Source organism: Candidatus Nitrospira neomarina (assembly GCF_032051675.1).
Lineage (GTDB): Bacteria > Nitrospirota > Nitrospiria > Nitrospirales > UBA8639 > Nitrospira_E > Nitrospira_E neomarina.
The window spans coordinates 4,305,845-4,322,802 of the sequence record NZ_CP116968.1 but is presented as its reverse complement, the minus strand read 5'-3'; the positions used below and the strand labels follow the sequence as shown (position 1 = coordinate 4,322,802).

11 protein-coding genes, 2 tRNA genes and 1 other RNA gene are annotated in these 16,958 nt (G+C 48.9%); 4 read left to right on the top strand and 10 right to left on the bottom strand.

The features are described 5' to 3' along the window. The first annotated feature begins 67 nt into the window (after window positions 1-67). Window positions 68-580 carry a 2'-5' RNA ligase family protein gene (locus tag PQG83_RS18725; RefSeq protein ID WP_312744308.1) on the top strand — a complete coding sequence of 171 codons (513 nt, stop codon included), beginning with the start codon at window positions 68-70 and terminating at the stop codon, window positions 578-580. Window positions 581-957: 377 nt separating this feature from the next. On the opposite strand, the gene PQG83_RS18720 is transcribed toward PQG83_RS18725, so the two are convergent. The 3 genes from PQG83_RS18720 to mtaB form a co-directional block, all read right to left on the bottom strand. Next, window positions 958-1,917, bottom strand: coding sequence for an HDOD domain-containing protein (locus tag PQG83_RS18720; protein WP_312744306.1), 960 nt, complete (start codon window positions 1,915-1,917; stop codon window positions 958-960). A gap of 394 nt (window positions 1,918-2,311) precedes the next feature. Then, entirely contained in the window at window positions 2,312-3,685 is a 1,374-nt protein-coding gene (gene miaB, locus PQG83_RS18715; protein WP_312744304.1) for a tRNA (N6-isopentenyl adenosine(37)-C2)-methylthiotransferase MiaB, read from the bottom strand. Window positions 3,686-3,699: 14 nt separating this feature from the next. Beyond that, window positions 3,700-5,082 (bottom strand): tRNA (N(6)-L-threonylcarbamoyladenosine(37)-C(2))-methylthiotransferase MtaB, encoded by a 1,383-nt coding sequence (gene mtaB / locus PQG83_RS18710; RefSeq protein ID WP_312744301.1) that lies wholly within the window; start codon window positions 5,080-5,082, stop codon window positions 3,700-3,702. 292 nt (window positions 5,083-5,374) lie between these two features. Between mtaB and PQG83_RS18705 the strand changes: the two genes are divergently transcribed. Continuing rightward, window positions 5,375-6,754 (top strand): TrkH family potassium uptake protein, encoded by a 1,380-nt coding sequence (locus tag PQG83_RS18705; RefSeq protein WP_312744298.1) that lies wholly within the window; start codon window positions 5,375-5,377, stop codon window positions 6,752-6,754. 6 nt (window positions 6,755-6,760) lie between these two features. On the opposite strand, the gene PQG83_RS18700 is transcribed toward PQG83_RS18705, so the two are convergent. Next, window positions 6,761-7,051 carry a hypothetical protein gene (locus PQG83_RS18700; protein ID WP_312744296.1) on the bottom strand — a complete coding sequence of 97 codons (291 nt, stop codon included), beginning with the start codon at window positions 7,049-7,051 and terminating at the stop codon, window positions 6,761-6,763. 760 nt (window positions 7,052-7,811) lie between these two features. On the opposite strand from PQG83_RS18700, the gene PQG83_RS18695 reads away from it, so the two are divergent. Next, a complete protein-coding gene (locus PQG83_RS18695; protein WP_312744294.1) occupies window positions 7,812-11,345 on the top strand; it encodes a vitamin B12-dependent ribonucleotide reductase in 3,534 nt (1,177 codons plus the stop codon). 689 nt (window positions 11,346-12,034) lie between these two features. On the opposite strand, the gene PQG83_RS18690 is transcribed toward PQG83_RS18695, so the two are convergent. Then, entirely contained in the window at window positions 12,035-12,940 is a 906-nt protein-coding gene (locus PQG83_RS18690) for a J domain-containing protein (RefSeq protein WP_312744292.1), read from the bottom strand. A 613-nt stretch (window positions 12,941-13,553) separates the two neighbouring features. Between PQG83_RS18690 and PQG83_RS18685 the strand changes: the two genes are divergently transcribed. Then, complete coding sequence (locus tag PQG83_RS18685) at window positions 13,554-13,901, top strand: cupin domain-containing protein (RefSeq protein WP_312744290.1); 348 nt, start codon at window positions 13,554-13,556, stop codon at window positions 13,899-13,901. Window positions 13,902-13,942: 41 nt separating this feature from the next. Here the strand turns inward: PQG83_RS18685 and PQG83_RS18680 are convergent, their stop codons facing one another. The 5 genes from PQG83_RS18680 to PQG83_RS18660 form a co-directional block, all read right to left on the bottom strand. Continuing rightward, window positions 13,943-14,809, bottom strand: a complete 867-nt coding sequence (locus PQG83_RS18680) for a formylglycine-generating enzyme family protein (protein WP_312744288.1) — start codon at window positions 14,807-14,809, stop codon at window positions 13,943-13,945. A gap of 411 nt (window positions 14,810-15,220) precedes the next feature. Continuing rightward, window positions 15,221-15,298, bottom strand: a tRNA-Glu gene (locus PQG83_RS18675). A gap of 255 nt (window positions 15,299-15,553) precedes the next feature. Further along, window positions 15,554-15,978: RNase P RNA component class A (gene rnpB, locus PQG83_RS18670), an RNA gene on the bottom strand. A 67-nt stretch (window positions 15,979-16,045) separates the two neighbouring features. Next, window positions 16,046-16,774: a zinc ribbon domain-containing protein gene (locus tag PQG83_RS18665; RefSeq protein ID WP_312744286.1), complete on the bottom strand. Its 729-nt coding sequence runs from the start codon at window positions 16,772-16,774 to the stop codon at window positions 16,046-16,048. A 61-nt stretch (window positions 16,775-16,835) separates the two neighbouring features. Then, window positions 16,836-16,912, bottom strand: a tRNA-Ile gene (locus tag PQG83_RS18660). Between the last annotated feature and the right edge of the window lie 46 nt (window positions 16,913-16,958).

The window sequence follows — 16,958 nt, the reverse complement described above, 5'->3', positions numbered from 1 at the left end:
CTCCTTTGGGCCATAGCCCATAAATATGCGTTATTCAGGCACTTCTCTACAGATCTGAAAGGTGCGCATGGCAAGCGCCTATCACCTCTGGCTGACACCTACGGGTCAGGTCTACGACATTCTCCAAAAGACCATTACCGACTTGAGCAAAGCGTATCACGCTCCAGTCTTCGACCCGCATGTGACGCTCCTGGGTTCTCTGCCAGGAACAGAGGAGGCTATATCCCTTCGATGCGTCAAACTCGGAGAATCGCTTGCACCCTTCGATATTTTTCTGGCCGAACCGGCCTGTGGTGATCAGTACTTTCAATGCGTGTTCTTAAAGGCTCAGGAAACACCGGCGCTCACGAATGCGCATGAATTGGCAAATAGACTGTTCGTCAAAGCACCTAACCCCTTTATGCCCCATCTCAGTCTCTTGTATGGTCATTATTCCCTTGAATTGAAACACAAAATCACGTCCTCCTTATCTCAAGCATTGTCCCTCAACTTCACAGTCGACACAATCCATCTTATCCATGCCAAGAGCGAACATCCCATGGACTGGGCCTCAATCCTGTCCTTCCCTTTGAGTGGATAAATACTTTTTCACTCAACACCTTCGCGAGTGAATGTCGCTTTGTGCCTTAAGAACTCCTAGGAGTCTGGCGGACTTTGGGAATCGATAGCGAAAATGTGGCTGAGCGAGGACAGATTTTGACGATGTTGCCGACCCATATTGGGACTATGGGCCAAGGACGCGGCGAAATATGGACCGCTGAGTCACTTTTGCAGCCGATTCATCCGAAGTCCGACAGGCTCCTAAGTCAGGCCCTCGGCATTTCCTGGTAAACGACGGACTTGTCACGCCATCCCCCCCTAACATAAGAAGCCACGTGCAAATCCATTCGGCTAATGGAAGCGATATTGGTTGAATGCTGGGAGAAACTCAGGAAAAACCTTGAAGGAACCACTGACTTAAAGGGCAGGGATGGGTTCTGAACTTTCTGGTTGAGAGAGGCCCGTTACAATTTGAATAAGATGATCCAACACTTTTTGAATATCTTCGGGTTTACCCAAGCTGATCTGAAAAAAACTGGACATATCGGGGATGCCGTCAGCAATTTGTTTGGCCACTTCCACAAGTCCGTCAGGTTCAATTTCCAAAAGCTCCTTTGAAAATTGAATGGCCGATTGAATAGCCACCTCGGGCTGTTGGTGGCACCACATGTCAGCTAACCGCCCCGACAAGGCCACGCATTGAATAGTTAACCGGGAGACGTCATCGCTCCCCGACGCCAAAGAGGGGTCATGGCTCCCCTTGACGGATTCTCGCAATAATTCAGGTAATTCCCATGTCTCCGCCAACCATGCTCCGATCTCGCAATGATCCGTTTTCCATCGATCTTGTTCCAACGCCTCAAGTGTCTGATGATCCTGCGCAGCTTTTTTATAAAGTAATCCATATTCCATGCCTAACGCCTCGCTCATCACCAATACGCCAAGGTCCTGCAATAATCCGGCAAGGAACACCTCCTCTTCGTTCGTCACCCGGACGCGCTTGGCCAAAATCTTCGCGGCCAAACTCGCCAAAATACATCGATGCCAAAAGTGGGTATGATCAAACGCACCACCACCTTTTTTTCGTAAGTCCCGATATAACGAAAAGCAAAACGCCAACGTGGCAATGGAATTCATGCCCAATAAGGTCACCGCATGGGTGACGGTCGTCACTTTATGTCGACTGCCCCCGTAAAAACTGGAATTCGCCACATTCAACAACTTGGCGACAAAGGACGGGTCTTTGCTAATGACGTCACCAATGCGTTGGGCGGTCGTCCTTTCATCCCGACACAGTTGTAGGACTTGCAGAGGCAACGCAGGGATCGCCGGAAGGGTCTTGCAATTTTTTATACGCTGCAGAATCTGGGGATCCATTATTTGTCAAACCTCATCCCTTGTCACCATTTCCCACAACAGCATTTCTTCATAAACCAATCATCCAGACTTATCCACGTATAGGCTTGTCTTCATAAATCGATTGGATAGGGAATTCTTTTCCGAATGAGCACCAGGAAGTTGAAGGACATTTCGTTCCCGCCGGCATACGACCGGAATTCCACAAGTATTCAAAGATTTTATCGGACAATGAGTACCTGACTTGAGAAAGAACCAGCTTACGGGTTGACTGATTTCTCCAACGCAATCACGCCCTCAACCGGGAAAAAGAGACAATTTAGGAGAAACCGAGCATAGGGAATGGCAGGAAAATCGAAGATTTATGGAGGGTGGGGTTAAGAATCTTTTTGCCTTCGGGAGCACACCAAATTCATCAGGATCGGACATGCCCATAAAGGGTCGAAGGCGAGGCATCCATGACCAGAACGGGCACAAGGTCTCCTGGTTGACGGACTTTGTCATCCTTGGGCCAGACAACCGTCACATTGTGGTCGCTATGCCCCATCCATTGAAGGTCGGATTTTTTGGAATGCCCTTCCAGCATAACCTCCACCGTGGTGCCGATGAGTTCTTTGTTTTTTAAAAGGGAAATTTCTTTTTGTAATTCCACGATCTGGTTGGTCCTGTATCCCTTCACCTGCTCAGGAACATCGTCCACAAATTTTCTGGCTGCAATTGTGTGCTTTCGTTCAGAATATTTGAATACGAACGCTGCCTGATATCCCACCTCTTGCATAAGACGATAGGTCTCCTGGAACTCCTCATCGGTTTCTCCACAAAATCCACAAATGATATCGGTGGTCAAAACAAGAGGACCTTTTTTTCGAATAGCCTCCACCAGCTTACGATACTCCCGTTGAGTGTAACCCCGACCCATCCGATCCAAAATTCGATCATTAGCCGATTGCAGCGGCAAATGAATCGTTTTACAGACGGCAGGATGCTCCGCAACGGCTTCAAGCAGGGCAGGAGGAAAATCTTTAGGATGGGGCGACATAAACCGCACACGCTGAATCCCTGGGACATCCCCAACGGCGATTAACAATCGGGCAAAATCCCATTCCCCTGACCGGTAGGAATTGACATTTTGTCCCAATAATGTGATTTGCCGAACCCCCTGACTGACCAATTGATGGGCTTCCTGAATTATTCCCTCAGGGTCTCGAGAACGTTCTCGTCCTCGCGTATAGGGCACCACGCAAAAGGAACAAAAATTATCACAGCCCCGCATGACGGCAATCCATCCATTAATTCCATCCGGCCGGTCCGGGACGATATGGGCATACGTTTCGTATTCAGACAGATCAACGGCCAATCCTCGTTTACGATTCTCCAGTGCATCCATAAGAAGATCAGGCAGTCGCCGGTACCCATCCGGCCCGACCAGTACATCAATAAACGATCGGGTATCCATCAATTCTTGTTTCAGATTCTGCGCCATACAGCCTAATACCCCGATGACCAATCCACGTTCCTGTTTTCTATTGGTATAGCGGGCTAAATGGCCATACACGCGATTATGTGCATTCTCACGAATGGCACAGGTGTTAAACAGGATCACATCGGCTTCATCATCATGCGGCGTAAATTGAAATCCCCGGGTTTTTAACAGCGACCGAACGATTTCCGAATCATATTCATTCATCTGACACCCGAAGGTCTCCATATACACCTGATAGCCACTTTGACCAGGGGAACGGGTCCTGGCCTTCAGACTGGTAGGGAGGAGTAAAGGGGGTCCGCTCACAAATATCGCCTTTCTTATGAAACACACACAAGTGAAGAAGAGAACAGATCCTGTGCCGGCGGAGGACTTTCAGAAATTGGCTCCAGCAGCCCCAACGTCGTATCCGACATCATGCCGGTCACGACAACCGGCTGAATAGTATTCCGGAGCGAATGTGGAGAACGAACGGTGACACGAAGAAAATTATCTGTGAGCCCCGGCCAATACCCGTCGGCCTCCGCTGCTTCAAATAACACCGAGACTCGTCGCCCGACAAACCGCTGTTGAAACGCCATTCGCTTATGATCGGATATTTTCCGCAAAGATCGACTCCGCTCTTTCGTCGTAACGGGAGACACGGGATGCGGTAATTTGGTGGAAGCCGTACCGGGCCGAGGCGAGTAACTAAACACATGCAAATACGCAAAAGGAAAATCCCTGACCACCGCTTCCGTATTCGCAAATTCTCGTGGGCCCTCCCCAGGAAACCCCACCAGTACATCCGTGCCGAAACACAGATCTGGAATGCGTTTCAGTGCTGATTCCATGGACTCCTGGTACTCTCGCACGGAATACCGGCGATTCATGGCCTGCAAGATACGATCGTCCCCACTCTGTAAGGGAACATGTAAATGCCGGCACAGCTTGGTGGAACTACTCATATAGTCCAGGAGACTCTCAGGAACCGTGGTGGGTTCAATAGAGGAAATACGGATCCGCTCCAGACCTTTAATAGCTTCAAAGCGTTGAATGAGGGTCAGGATATCGGCAGCTCCATCACGGTATTGCCCGATGTTTACCCCCGTCAGCACTAATTCCCGATGCCCCCTTTCCACCAACAGCTCGGCCTCACAAACCGCATCCTCCAGAAACCGACTTCGCTCCCGGCCTCTGGCAAAGGGAATCAGACAAAACGAACACATAAACTGACACCCGTCCTGAATTTTTAGATTTGCCCGGGTCGTCGTATAGGCTCCAACGCCTTCTATCGAAAAATTCTTAGGATCAATTCGTCCATGATGCACCAGTGGCTCAGGTTGTTTTTTAAGCCGGGGAAAAGGCGGAATGATCTCAGGCAGCTTCATTTTGAATTGATTGCCGACAATGAGGTCAATATCGGCCATGCGACGAAGCACTTCCAAGCCGGTCTGGGCATAACACCCGGTAACAGCGACAAAGGCATGGGGGGAATGACGGAGGACCTGGCGAACGATTCGTCGACAATCCACCTCAGCCCCTTCCGTGACGGTGCAGGTATTGATCACAAACACATCCGTTTCCTGGCCAAACTCGACCGGGATAAATCCGCTTTGCTGAAACCCGTCTTTAAGTAGAGCCGTTTCAGCCTGGTTGAGTCGACACCCTAACGTATACAACGTGACACGCGGTTGGGGTTGTTGGAAATCATCAGAATTCATAGGCAAAGCATTATAAAGAAGGCCTTTCCACACAACAAGGCAGGGGAAACCAGGTTTCCATTGCCGATCGAACATGCTAATATTTTTTATATCCTAGATGCAGCCGGGCACATTCGGGGATTGCCCTACAGTTATCTATCGTCTTTCAATCTTGTCTCCCGCCCACTTCTTTTTTATAACAAAAGGCCTGTGCTTGGATATGGACCACAGCTTGGCAGTCCCGTTGGTTCAAACACCATGACCCTATCTCCTTGTCCTGTTCACGTTCAATCGAACCCTCTCCCCTCAAGCAATGACTGACGGTTTCGGAAGACTCCTGATAGCTCGTTTTGTCGGCTTTCGGTTGCTGCCGGGCCAGATTGTCGCATTAGCCGCCCTCGGACTCATTTTCTTCGGTGCCTGCCTACTCATGCTGCCATTCGCCACTCATCCCGGAGTGGACATTTCATTCCTTGACGCGCTCTTTACGGCAACCTCTGCGGTCTGCGTGACGGGTCTCATCGTCGTGGATACTCCTCATGATTTCACCTTGTTTGGGCAGGGCGTGGTTCTCGGATTGATTCAGATTGGAGGATTAGGATACGCCTTAATGGCCACGATGATTTTACTCATTTTAGGGCGTCGCCTGGGGTTGCGAGACCGCATGATGCTCAGCGAATCCATGAATACCATGGATTTACAGGGATTGGTCCGGTTCGTGAAACTGGTGGCCATGATTACTTTCGGATTAGAGGGCCTAGGCGCGGTGTTGCTCACGCTTCGCTTTGCCGTCGAATTGCCTTGGGGGACCGCCGCCTATTACGGGATATTCCATTCCATTTCGGCATTTAATAATGCCGGGTTTGCCCTTTTTTCTGATAGCTTTAAGTCCTTTCAAACAGACTGGTCCATCAATGGAATCATCACCATTTTGGTGATCTTCGGAAGCATCGGGTTTTTTGTCTTTGAAGATCTGCTGGGCAATCTTCGTGGGCAACGCTTTCGTCTACAGACCCATACCAAATTGGTGCTCGTCACCACCGCCCTGCTTATCGTAGGGGGAACAATAGGCATTACCATATTGGAGTGGAACAATCCCTCCACCTTCCAATCCGCCTCCATCGGGAAAAAGCTGACAATTTCCTATTTTCATTCCGTTTCCCGTACCGCAGGATTCACATCCATTGATATTGTCGACATGCGTGATGCCACCCTCTATTTCCTGTTATTATTGATGGCCATCGGAGGATCGCCCGGGAGTATGGCGGGAGGCCTCAAAACGACCACTGCCGCTATCGTATTTCTGACCATCATAAACATGCTTCGTCGAGATAGAGACGTCGAGGTCTTTAACCGGCGAATTCCCCAGGACCTCATTACTCGAGCCCTTTGCTTCACCGTCCTGGCCATTGTCATGATTACCGGCATGACCCTCCTGTTGGATTCTACCGAGTCACAACCGTTTTTATTTCTAATGTTCGAAATCACCTCAGCCATGGGCATTGTGGGTATGTCATTAGGGAACGGCGAAACACTGAGCCTATCGGCCCTCTTTACCGACTTTGGAAAAGTGATGATTATGCTGTCCATGCTATTGGGCCGGTTCGGGCCGTTAATGATCGGGTTATTTGCCGTGAAAACGGCCGTAAGCAAACCCTATCGTTATGCCAAGGCCCGTGTGATTATCGGGTAAATCGACTCAGACAATCCGTCGTTGCAGCCTGAAAATAAAAAATGCCAGCGTCGGAAGCGGAAATAAGACATAGGGCAAGACCCACAACCACACATTTTTTCCTCTCACCCTCGCTTGATCATACATCCAGACAAAAATCCAAATCATGAGCAACACATAATTGGCCGTAATCCATTGAGTCGTTCGGACATGTAACTGGCCTTCCGCCTCCTCGCCGATTAGGAAGAAAAACATTCCCTCCAACACGACCAACGCCAGCACTAATCCAAGAACCAAGGGTTTACTCCACACATACATGATTTGGCTCCTTCTTCAAAAAATAGTTTTCCCGGTCTCCTTTGGACCCTATCCGGTCCACCTGCGACATGTCCTAACGTGGCATAAGATACCGTCGCAAATCAAAAAATTCTCCAAACGACGTCCTATCGATTCCCTTCTGACGTCTTTCACCCTGACAAATGAACACATTTTTCCTCTATAAATTTTCAGATCATGAATGGTGTTAGGAATTGTCCTGAAAATTTCAAAAGGCACACTGACATTTTTCGAAAAATTTTTTTTCTTGGGTCGTATGCGTGTGCATAACTTGTTGGGTGAAAATTTCAGCCTGTTGATAACCATCAAAATTCATTCAGAACTCCGCACGAAATATTAGGTTTTTTGAACTCACATGTTCTGCACAGAAATCCCCATTTATGAGGGAGCAGTCACAACATTTAGTATTGACATTTTTTTCGATCCGCTATAGATTGTGGGCCATTGGTTTATACCAATTATTTCTTCCGGTTTTATTTTTTCCTATTTTTCTGATTTGTGCAGGCATTTGGCATACGCCCATTCTTTCCTGCTAGAGGCCAGTCATTCGCCGATACGCTGCCTTGATGGCTTCTGGTTGCACTGCTTGTTGTATGAACTCCAGATTCCCTGAGAGAATACCAGGCAGTAGAGAGGCACAATTTCAATGTGCTTTCTTGGAAGGCAGGGACGCCAAATGAGGCGGAAAAAATGACAGAAGAATTACCCCTCAGGTTTGCAGTCTCTTCCAAAGGAGTCCTACATGAAAATTGACCGTCGATTTACAAAAACCGGTGAAAGCCCGTATCAAACCATTCCCTTTTCACACCGATCATCAGAAATTCGCAATCCGGATGGCTCGGCCGTGTTCCACCAAGATAATATTCTGGCCCCGGAACATTGGTCTCAATTAGCGGTCGATATTTTAGCCCAAAAATATTTTCGCAAAGCCGGAGTTCCTCAATTTGACGACCAAGGACAACCACTCCTCAATGACAAAGGCGGCCCCATTCTTGGAGGAGAACGGGATGCCCGGCAGGTGTTCCATCGACTAGCCGGTTGTTGGACGGAATGGGGCAAGACCCATCACTACTTTGATACCCCTGAGGATGCGGAAACCTTTAAAGACGAACTCAGCTACATGTTGGCCTGGCAAATGGCCGCTCCAAACTCTCCCCAATGGTTCAATACCGGCCTGCACTTTGCCTATGGCCTGACTGGACCCTCACAAGGACATTTCTACGTAGACCCGAATACCCACCGGGTCAAACAAGCCCGCAATGCGTATGAACGCCCTCAAGTCCATGCCTGCTTTATCCAATCGATCTCTGATGATTTGGTGAATGAAGGGGGAATTATGGATCTGTGGGTTCGGGAAGCCCGGCTTTTCAAATACGGGTCGGGAACCGGTACCAATTTCTCCAAGTTACGGGCCGATGGAGAATCGTTATCGGGAGGCGGCCGCTCGTCAGGACTCATGTCCTTTCTCAAAATCGGCGATCGGGCTGCTGGTGCCATTAAATCGGGGGGCACCACCCGCCGCGCCGCGAAAATGGTGTGCCTGGATTTAGATCATCCCGACATTGAAGAATTTATTGACTGGAAAGTCATAGAAGAACAAAAAGTGGCGGCCATGGTCACCGGATCGAAAGTCTGCGCGCGTCATCTGAATGCCATTTTAAAGGCCTGTCATGTCCCCCGTCAGGACGGGACGACTCAGGTCGATACCAATCCCCGAGATAACCATTCCTTACGTGAGGCGATCCAATCCGCACGGGAAGCCGCTGTGCCTGAACCCTATATACACCGGATGTTCAGCTACGCTCAGGAAGGATTTACCCATTTTGTGTTTCATGAATATGACACCAATTGGGATAGCAAAGCCTATCAGACGGTCTCCGGGCAAAACTCGAATAATAGCATCCGAATTCCCAATGAGTTTTTTGAGACCCTTCAGGCAGGCGGGGATTGGAAGTTGACCAGACGCACCGACGGTGCAGTCTGCAAAACCATGCCGGCAAAGGATTTATGGGATCGAATCGCCTGGGCGGCCTGGATCTGCGCAGATCCCGGCGTGCAATACGACACCACCATTAATGAATGGCACACCTGTCCCCAGGATGGTCGGATTAATGCCTCGAATCCTTGCAGCGAATACATGTTTTTAGATGATACCGCATGCAACTTGGCTTCCCTCAATTTAGGACGATTTCTCTCATCGGAAGGACAATTTGATATTGATGGCTTTCGACATGCTGTCCGGTTGTGGACGATTGTCCTGGAAATCAGCGTGCTGATGGCTGGATTCCCGGGTCGTGCAATTGCTGAAAAAAGCTTTGCCTATAGAACCCTCGGCCTTGGCTATGCCAACTTGGGCTCCATTCTAATGAAAATCGGGATTCCCTATGATTCGCCACAGGCCTTAGCCTGGACTGGCGCCATTACGTCCCTGATGACCGGGGAAGCCTATGCCACCTCCGCAGAAATGGCCAAAGAATTGGGGCACTTTAATGCCTATCCACGTAATGCCGAAGCCATGCTTCGAGTTATGCGAAACCATCGGCGAGCGGCCTACAATGCTTCGGCGGATGAATATGAAGAGCTCACAATTCCGCCGATGGGCATTCAACCGGACCAATGTCCCCACACCCTCTTGCAAGCCGCACAAAAATCATGGGACCGGGCATTGGCACTAGGGGAACAGTACGGGTTTCGAAACGCACAAGCCACGGTCATCGCACCGACCGGCACGATCGGCTTAGTTATGGATTGCGATACGACCGGGATCGAGCCGGATTTCGCCCTGGTCAAATTCAAAAAACTGGCCGGCGGTGGCTACTTTAAAATCATCAATCAAAGTCTTCCCCCCGCATTACGGCATCTTGGATACAGCTCCAGCCAGATTCAGGATATCATCACCTATGCGACGGGAACCCGAACGCTCAAACAGGCCCCCTATATCAACCATGACACCTTGCTGGCCAAGGGATTCGACCGCGAGGTGCTTGAACGCATGGAGGCCACGCTGGACGGAGCCTTTGATATTCATTTTGCGTTTAACAAATGGACCCTCACCGAGGAATTTTGTCGAGAAAAATTAAGTCTGACCGAATCGCAACTTCAGAGCCCTCAATTAAATATCCTCAAAATCCTAGGTTTTACTCAGGAAGAAATTCTTGCGGCCACGGACTTTTGCTGTGGCACCATGACCGTCGAAGGCGCACCCCACCTCAAACCCGAGCATTTGTCAGTATTTGATTGTGCCAACCGGTGCGGACGTATAGGACAACGATTTATTTCTCCTCCGGCACACATCCGGATGATGGCGGCCGCCCAGCCCTTTATCAGCGGAGCCATTAGCAAAACCATCAATATGCCGGCAGAGGCATCCGTGGACTCCGTGAAAGAGGCTTATATGCTGTCCTGGACTTCCATGGTCAAGGCCGTGGCCCTGTATCGGGATGGATCGAAACTGAGTCAACCGCTCAATACTGTGAGTGAATGGGGCGATTTATCCGCCCAAAATGAGCACATCGCCTCCGTGGCAAAACAAGCGGCTTCCCGGGTGCTGGTCCGTTACCTGGCGAAACGCCGTCCCCTACCAACCCGTCGGGGCGGGTATACCCAAAAGGCGATTGTCGGTGGTCACAAAATCTATCTCCGAACCGGCGAATATGAAGATGGCACTCTGGGCGAAATTTTCCTGGATATGCATAAAGAGGGGGCCGCATTTCGAAGTCTGATGAACTGCTTCGCCATTGCGATTTCCCTGGGATTCCAACATGGCGTACCACTTGAGGAATATGTGGACGCATTTGTGTTCACTCGATTTGAACCAAACGGACCGGTCAAGCTCAACGACCATATCAAAATGTCCACATCGATTATCGACTACATTTTCCGCGAATTGGCGATCACCTACCTGGACCGGCATGATTTGGAACAAGTCGCTCCTGAAGATCTTCGCGTAGATGCCCTCAAGAAGGAAACGGATATGCCGGATGATGGCGAAGAAGGTTTAGTGGACCCACGCTCACTCAGCTCAACTTCCATCAGTCCAGAGGTGTTTCCCTCCAGGAAGTCCGTAGGTAACGGGGTGGGAAAGAACGGAGAGCATGGGAAAGTCGCCAGAAAAGTGGAAATGAAACGCGAGACCCTCACTATCACGGAAGTACAGGAAGCCCGGCAAAAAGGCTATGAGGGCGACCCCTGTCCGGAATGCAAGCAATTTAAAATGGTAAGGAACGGAACCTGCTTGAAGTGTGATAACTGCGGATCAACCAACGGGTGCTCGTAAAAAGATACGCTTATTCATCTGTTTTCACCTTCTCTTGGTTTTTGAGCTATTAGCCACTAAAAAATTGGGTAGATTGAAAAAGGCTACGATTCTTCTGAAGAAACCCTTCTTTAGAGGACGTGGCCTTTTTCTCGCGGATCGGTTTGAAAGGTGGCGATGAGAATTTCTATGTCTATACCCTTAATAACTCGACCAACTTTATCGATCCCGTGAAGAAGTCCGGCGTTAAAAATCATAGCTAGCCTAAGAATCTTTACAAATGGGTTTTCCCTTAAAGAAGTCATAATTAAACTAGGTCCTACCTCAGATTTGGTCGGATTTCAAAAAGTTCTAACCGGCTTGACACAAATTCAAGTTTGGAGAAACGTCAACCCAACCCATCACAGACAGCATTGAGAGCCGATTTCGCGATGCGCTGCATTGGCTTGAGACACGAATAACAGAAGTTGAGAATCTGGTAGTAAAATCTCGTAAGCCAGAGATATGGTGCTACTTGAGTTCAAATAATGGCCAATTTGCAATTGTCATTAGTTCAGATAAATAAAAAGGCTTGCCAAACTTAATTTGGATTTCTTCTGTGATGGATATGTAACTGACGAAGAAGGGAATGCTTAGAATGGCGCTGGCCCAAATGAGAATAGCAGACAAAGTCTCTCTTTACCTTCAAGCAATACCATTAGACCCTAGGGTCATGACCGCAAGGGAAGTGGCAACTCCTTCGGTGCTGGTTTCTCTTCCGGCTTTCTGACAAGATCTGGCCGGGCCTTCAGAATCCATGAAACGGCCTGCTCGTTATAGTTTCTGAGCTGGCCGTAAACGATCCACCGCATGCCGTGAACGGTATCAATGTAATCATTAAAATGGTCCTGCGTGATTTCATTTGGGGCTAATTTCAGTAATGTTGGCAGCAGGCAGCTTTCACAACCGGAGGCTTGCTCCTGAAATGACGGGTACACAAAGTGTTTCGCCAAATCAAGCCTGTGACACAAGATACGGGCGAGTTGGTTGTAATTTCGTTCTTTGTTTTCCTTTCCGGCAATCCCGAGAATCTCTTCTCCATAGAGGTAGATTTTTTCCCATGTCATGGCGTATGGCGCTTTTTCTAAGAGCCTGTCGAGTAAATGGGTATTGACCCCCAACAGTTGCTCATCAAACGCCGACGTCACCACATGTTTGGCCATTTCCGGACGTTCGCATAAGATATCGGCCATCCAGACAAAACATCTTTCCTGGGTACTTCTATCAAGATAATCGATAATGGATTCAATCAGCTTTATCTCTTCTCTGGTAATGAGCGATCGATCTCGAAGAATGATGTCTTTTGCTCTTCGGACCCGACTCCTGACAAGTTCAATTTTTGACCCGCCGTTCAGCATATACCCGTTATCGTAATCAGCCCGCTTTTCTTCGTGACTGAGCACGGCATAGGCTTCGTTGATCCTGAACATCCTTTCCTTGGCGGCCTGTCGTTCCGCTTGTGGAACGACATCCTCATGATTTTCTTTGACAAATTTCCGCCATGCACTCTGAACTTCTTTCAGGAGTGCATCTTCAGGAATCCCCAGAATTTGGTAATAGTTCAATCCGTCAATCATGTTGTTGTACTAAGAGTTAATTCTTGCTGCGAACCATAGTCGCGTAAAAATATACGCGAAGGACAGGGCTCCACACCAGAGAATCTGTTGGCAGAATTAAGAAATCAGCCACATTTTTTTTCGATTACGGCAGATGTCACGCTGGTGCCAACCAATAAACCTGGACACCGCCTAACTCCTACCTTAACCATACGTATTATTTGGCTTGCCGCATTCACATTTTGCAAAGTCCTCAAAAAAATATTTATCCCCAGAATTCACATAATGAAATCCCTTTTCACAAAGGATATTGTGACCACACAGTGAAATTATCCACCACCGTTCACATCTTTTCCACAAATTGTGACATTGACAGAGGTATCTCCCCTCTATATAAGAGGTCGCATTCATAAAAAATTTAACTCCCATGCATTCTCTTCTCTCTATCCCCCATGAATGCACTGCTGATTCTTTTCTCTGGCTTTCCTTCCGTAAGAGTGACTGGCGTATTTCCCTGCCCGTCCTGTCCCTCTCCAAACTTCTGTCTGTGCAGGATTCAATGCCTAAATGTGGGCGGTCACCAGCGTATTCATCAAAATTTTTTATAAGTCTTTTATTCTTTAAGAGGCCTATCATGGAAAGCCGTCCTATCATTGACCGTGCAATCGTTGCAAAAAACTGGCATGCTCGCGGATTTTCCTGTGGGGTGTGGATTGATCATGCCGGACGTGAATGGAGAGCCGCCACCAAGGATATGGAAGAAATATTTATGGCAATGTCAGGAGAATTGGAATTAGAAATCGCAGGAGAGCGGATTCAGCCATCTGTGGGAAAAGAAGTTCTTATTCCCAGCGGTGCACCTTATACCATTCGTAATATTGGGGGTACAACGGCTCGTTGGCTCTATGGGCAAAAACGGTCGCCTTCTACTCCACTACAACCGGTAGCATCCAATCGCGATCTCATCCATTCCCCCCTGTAGAGTTTGACCGGGTGTGGCGACTCTTACGAGTAGCCGCACCGTCACTTCGCATCCTTGGCACAACGAAATCCTGTGGTCAGGTCCTGAAAATCAACTTCCCCTTTTGAGCGGGCGGTCACCCGCAGGTTTACCGGCTGATCTTCCCACGATCCCCCGCGTAATACTTTATAATCGCCCTCCGCCGGCCCTTGAGGATTCTTTTTAGGGCTGTCTTCATAATAAAAACGTTCATACCAATCATTGACCCATTCAGCCGCATTCCCGGCCATATGGTACAAGCCATAGGCGCTTTTTCCGCCCTGTTTTAAACCGTGACGAATACTCATGCCCCTGGTCCCACTGGTGACCGGAGAAAGTGTCAATTTATAACTTACCCAGCCCGTCGTCCCCTGATTATAGTTGGCAATATCCACAAATGGCTGCATGTGACCCCATGGATACCTTCGCCCATCTGTACCACGAGCGGCTTTCTCCCATTCGGCCTCCGTTGGCAGGCGTTTTTCCACCCACTGACAGTACCGTTGGGCATCGTTCCAGGAAATGCCCACGGCCGGTCGAATCCCTAACTCTCCCGTGGCAACGCCATCATCCCACAGTGGCGGAGGTTCAATGCTGTAATCGGTATCCAATAGTTTCTGATATTCCGCCATGGTCACTTCGTACCGATCGATAGAATAGGCATCCAGCCACACGGTATGTTCCGGTCGTTCGTTGCGAGGACCGTCATTATCCCCCATGAGAAATTCCCCTTCAGGAATCAGTACCATTGAACCCGGCGGTCCATCATCTTGCACCGGAGCATCCAGCCAAGAATTTCCTCCTTTGGATTCTTGAGCCCAGGTGGGCTCGATCAGACCATTGAACATGAAGAATGCCGCCATTATGCCCACTAACCATGTGTGCGTCATAACACCTCGCCAGAAATTTGAATTATTAAATTTTGGTCCGCAACACGCGTCACATTTCTTCAACCAGCCACTGGAATCGGAATGATCATCAAACACATTTAAGTACTTTCAGTGATACCTCGGCCAGCCAAACACCATACGGCCTAATTGAATGACGACTCTGGTGATGATGCTCGTTTACAACATTATGTGGCAACCAAAAGAATCCCTCTCTCAATTAGTAGAGTAAGATTCGACAGGCCCGGGAAAAAGTACGACTGTTATACCTACCATATCGAACTTAACTGAACGAGTGAAGAGGCCTCAGTCGATTTCCTTAATGACCCCGCTACATACTCTGTCAGCAATCACCGTCAATGATTAAAATTATAAAAAAAAAGCCGTTGAAGAAACCTTCAACGGCTTAAGCTATGGCGTCCCCAACGGGATTCGAACCCGTGTTGCCGGCTTGAAAGGCCGGCGTCCTAGGCCAGGCTAGACGATGGGGACGCGGTAATTGAGGATGAGTGTTAGGCCTTTGTATGATTAACACGGAAGCGATGGACCCGGCATTCTATCAATGGGGAAAACACGAGTCAAACCAGGAAGTTATTCTCAACTCTCTGAATACTATCAGCTCCCAGAACAGCACGTGGCTCCGACTGTAACTTTTGACTCCCTTTGGGGATCTCCCGGAAAACGCCTCGACCTCACGTGAGGAGAAACCACCATAATTTGGACCAAAAACCTAATCAGTAAAGATGGTGAAGGAGTGGGCCTGTAAGCCGGATTCTGTGCTAGATGAAACGAGTTTCATCCAGTGGTGACCATTTCTCTGGAACCTAGGTTACCCTAGGCTTCAAGCAACCTACCCGAGAACCTCGACCGGGCCGGTCTCTCTCCCGGTCCGAAGAGAAATCGCTTCCTTCGACAAACCGGGAATCGTCCCCCTATTTGGTTTTGCTCCAGGTGACGCTTACCCTGCCACCTGTGTTACCACAGGCGCGGTGGGCTCTTACCCCACCATTTCACCCTTACCTGGCAAAAACCGAGGAATTTGCCATTGGCGGTATATTTTCTGTGGCGCTGGTGTCGGATTGCTCCGCCTGGGCGTTACCCAGCACCTTGCCCTTTGGAGTCCGGACTTTCCTCTCACGAAAAGTTCCGTGAGCGGCCACCCGGCCCACTCGCACCATCAGTAACTATCGTAGGTTGAGAAAATAATGAAAGCAAGAGGCAGGTCACATGGAGAAAAAGCTATTCGGTCGTTTCCTCTTCAAGATGCCGAGCCATATAGAGAATGCGGTGGCAATAGGAACAATCCAAAAGTTCGTCACCGCGTTTCACTTCCGCAACCAGTTGAGGAGGAAGCTGAAGCTGACATCCCCCACAGGCCCCGTCACGAAGCTGGGCGACGGCATATCCTTTTCTTAAGGTCTTTAATCGGTTGTATCGAACCAGGAGTTGCTTATCCACCTGTAGGGAAAGAGTTGTTTGCTGACGGTCCAAATCGGCTAATTCATTCGCCAAATTGGCAAAATGAGTCTCCAGCCTCGCCTTTTCGCTATCAAAAACTTTCTGGGCTTCTGTGGATTGCTCCTCCAGCTCTTTAAGGGCTTGCTCGTTCTGTTCCACCCGCTCCATGATTTCCAGCACATTCTCCTCAATCGAGTCTTTTTTCTTCCGAGCTAACTCTATTTCAAACAGATGCGCCTGATATTCTTTGTTCGTTTTTAATTCAGAAAGCCGATTTCTGATTTTCTGGAGTTGTTCTTCCTGAGTAGCGAGTTCACGTTCAGAGCTTCGTCGTTGTTTGACGAGAGATTCACCGGTATTTTTAAGGACTTGTAGCTTGGCAAGAATATCTTGGAGCGGAGTTTCAGCGGATTTGATAAGCTCTGGAGCTTTCCGCAACTGGTCTTGAATCTGAAAAATTCGAAGATCAAATTTTTGAAGATTAATCAGGTATTGCAACTGCAAATTCACAAAGTCCTCAATATCCTAGAACATGTTTGCTCACCGGTTACTCAAGTCCGGCCCTGTCTCGTGGTGGGCCCACCAGGACTTGAACCTGGGACCAACTGATTATGAGTCAGCCGCTCTAACCAACTGAGCTATGGGCCCGAGATCATCACGGCACACACACCCTTTTACCATAAATGGCGCTCAG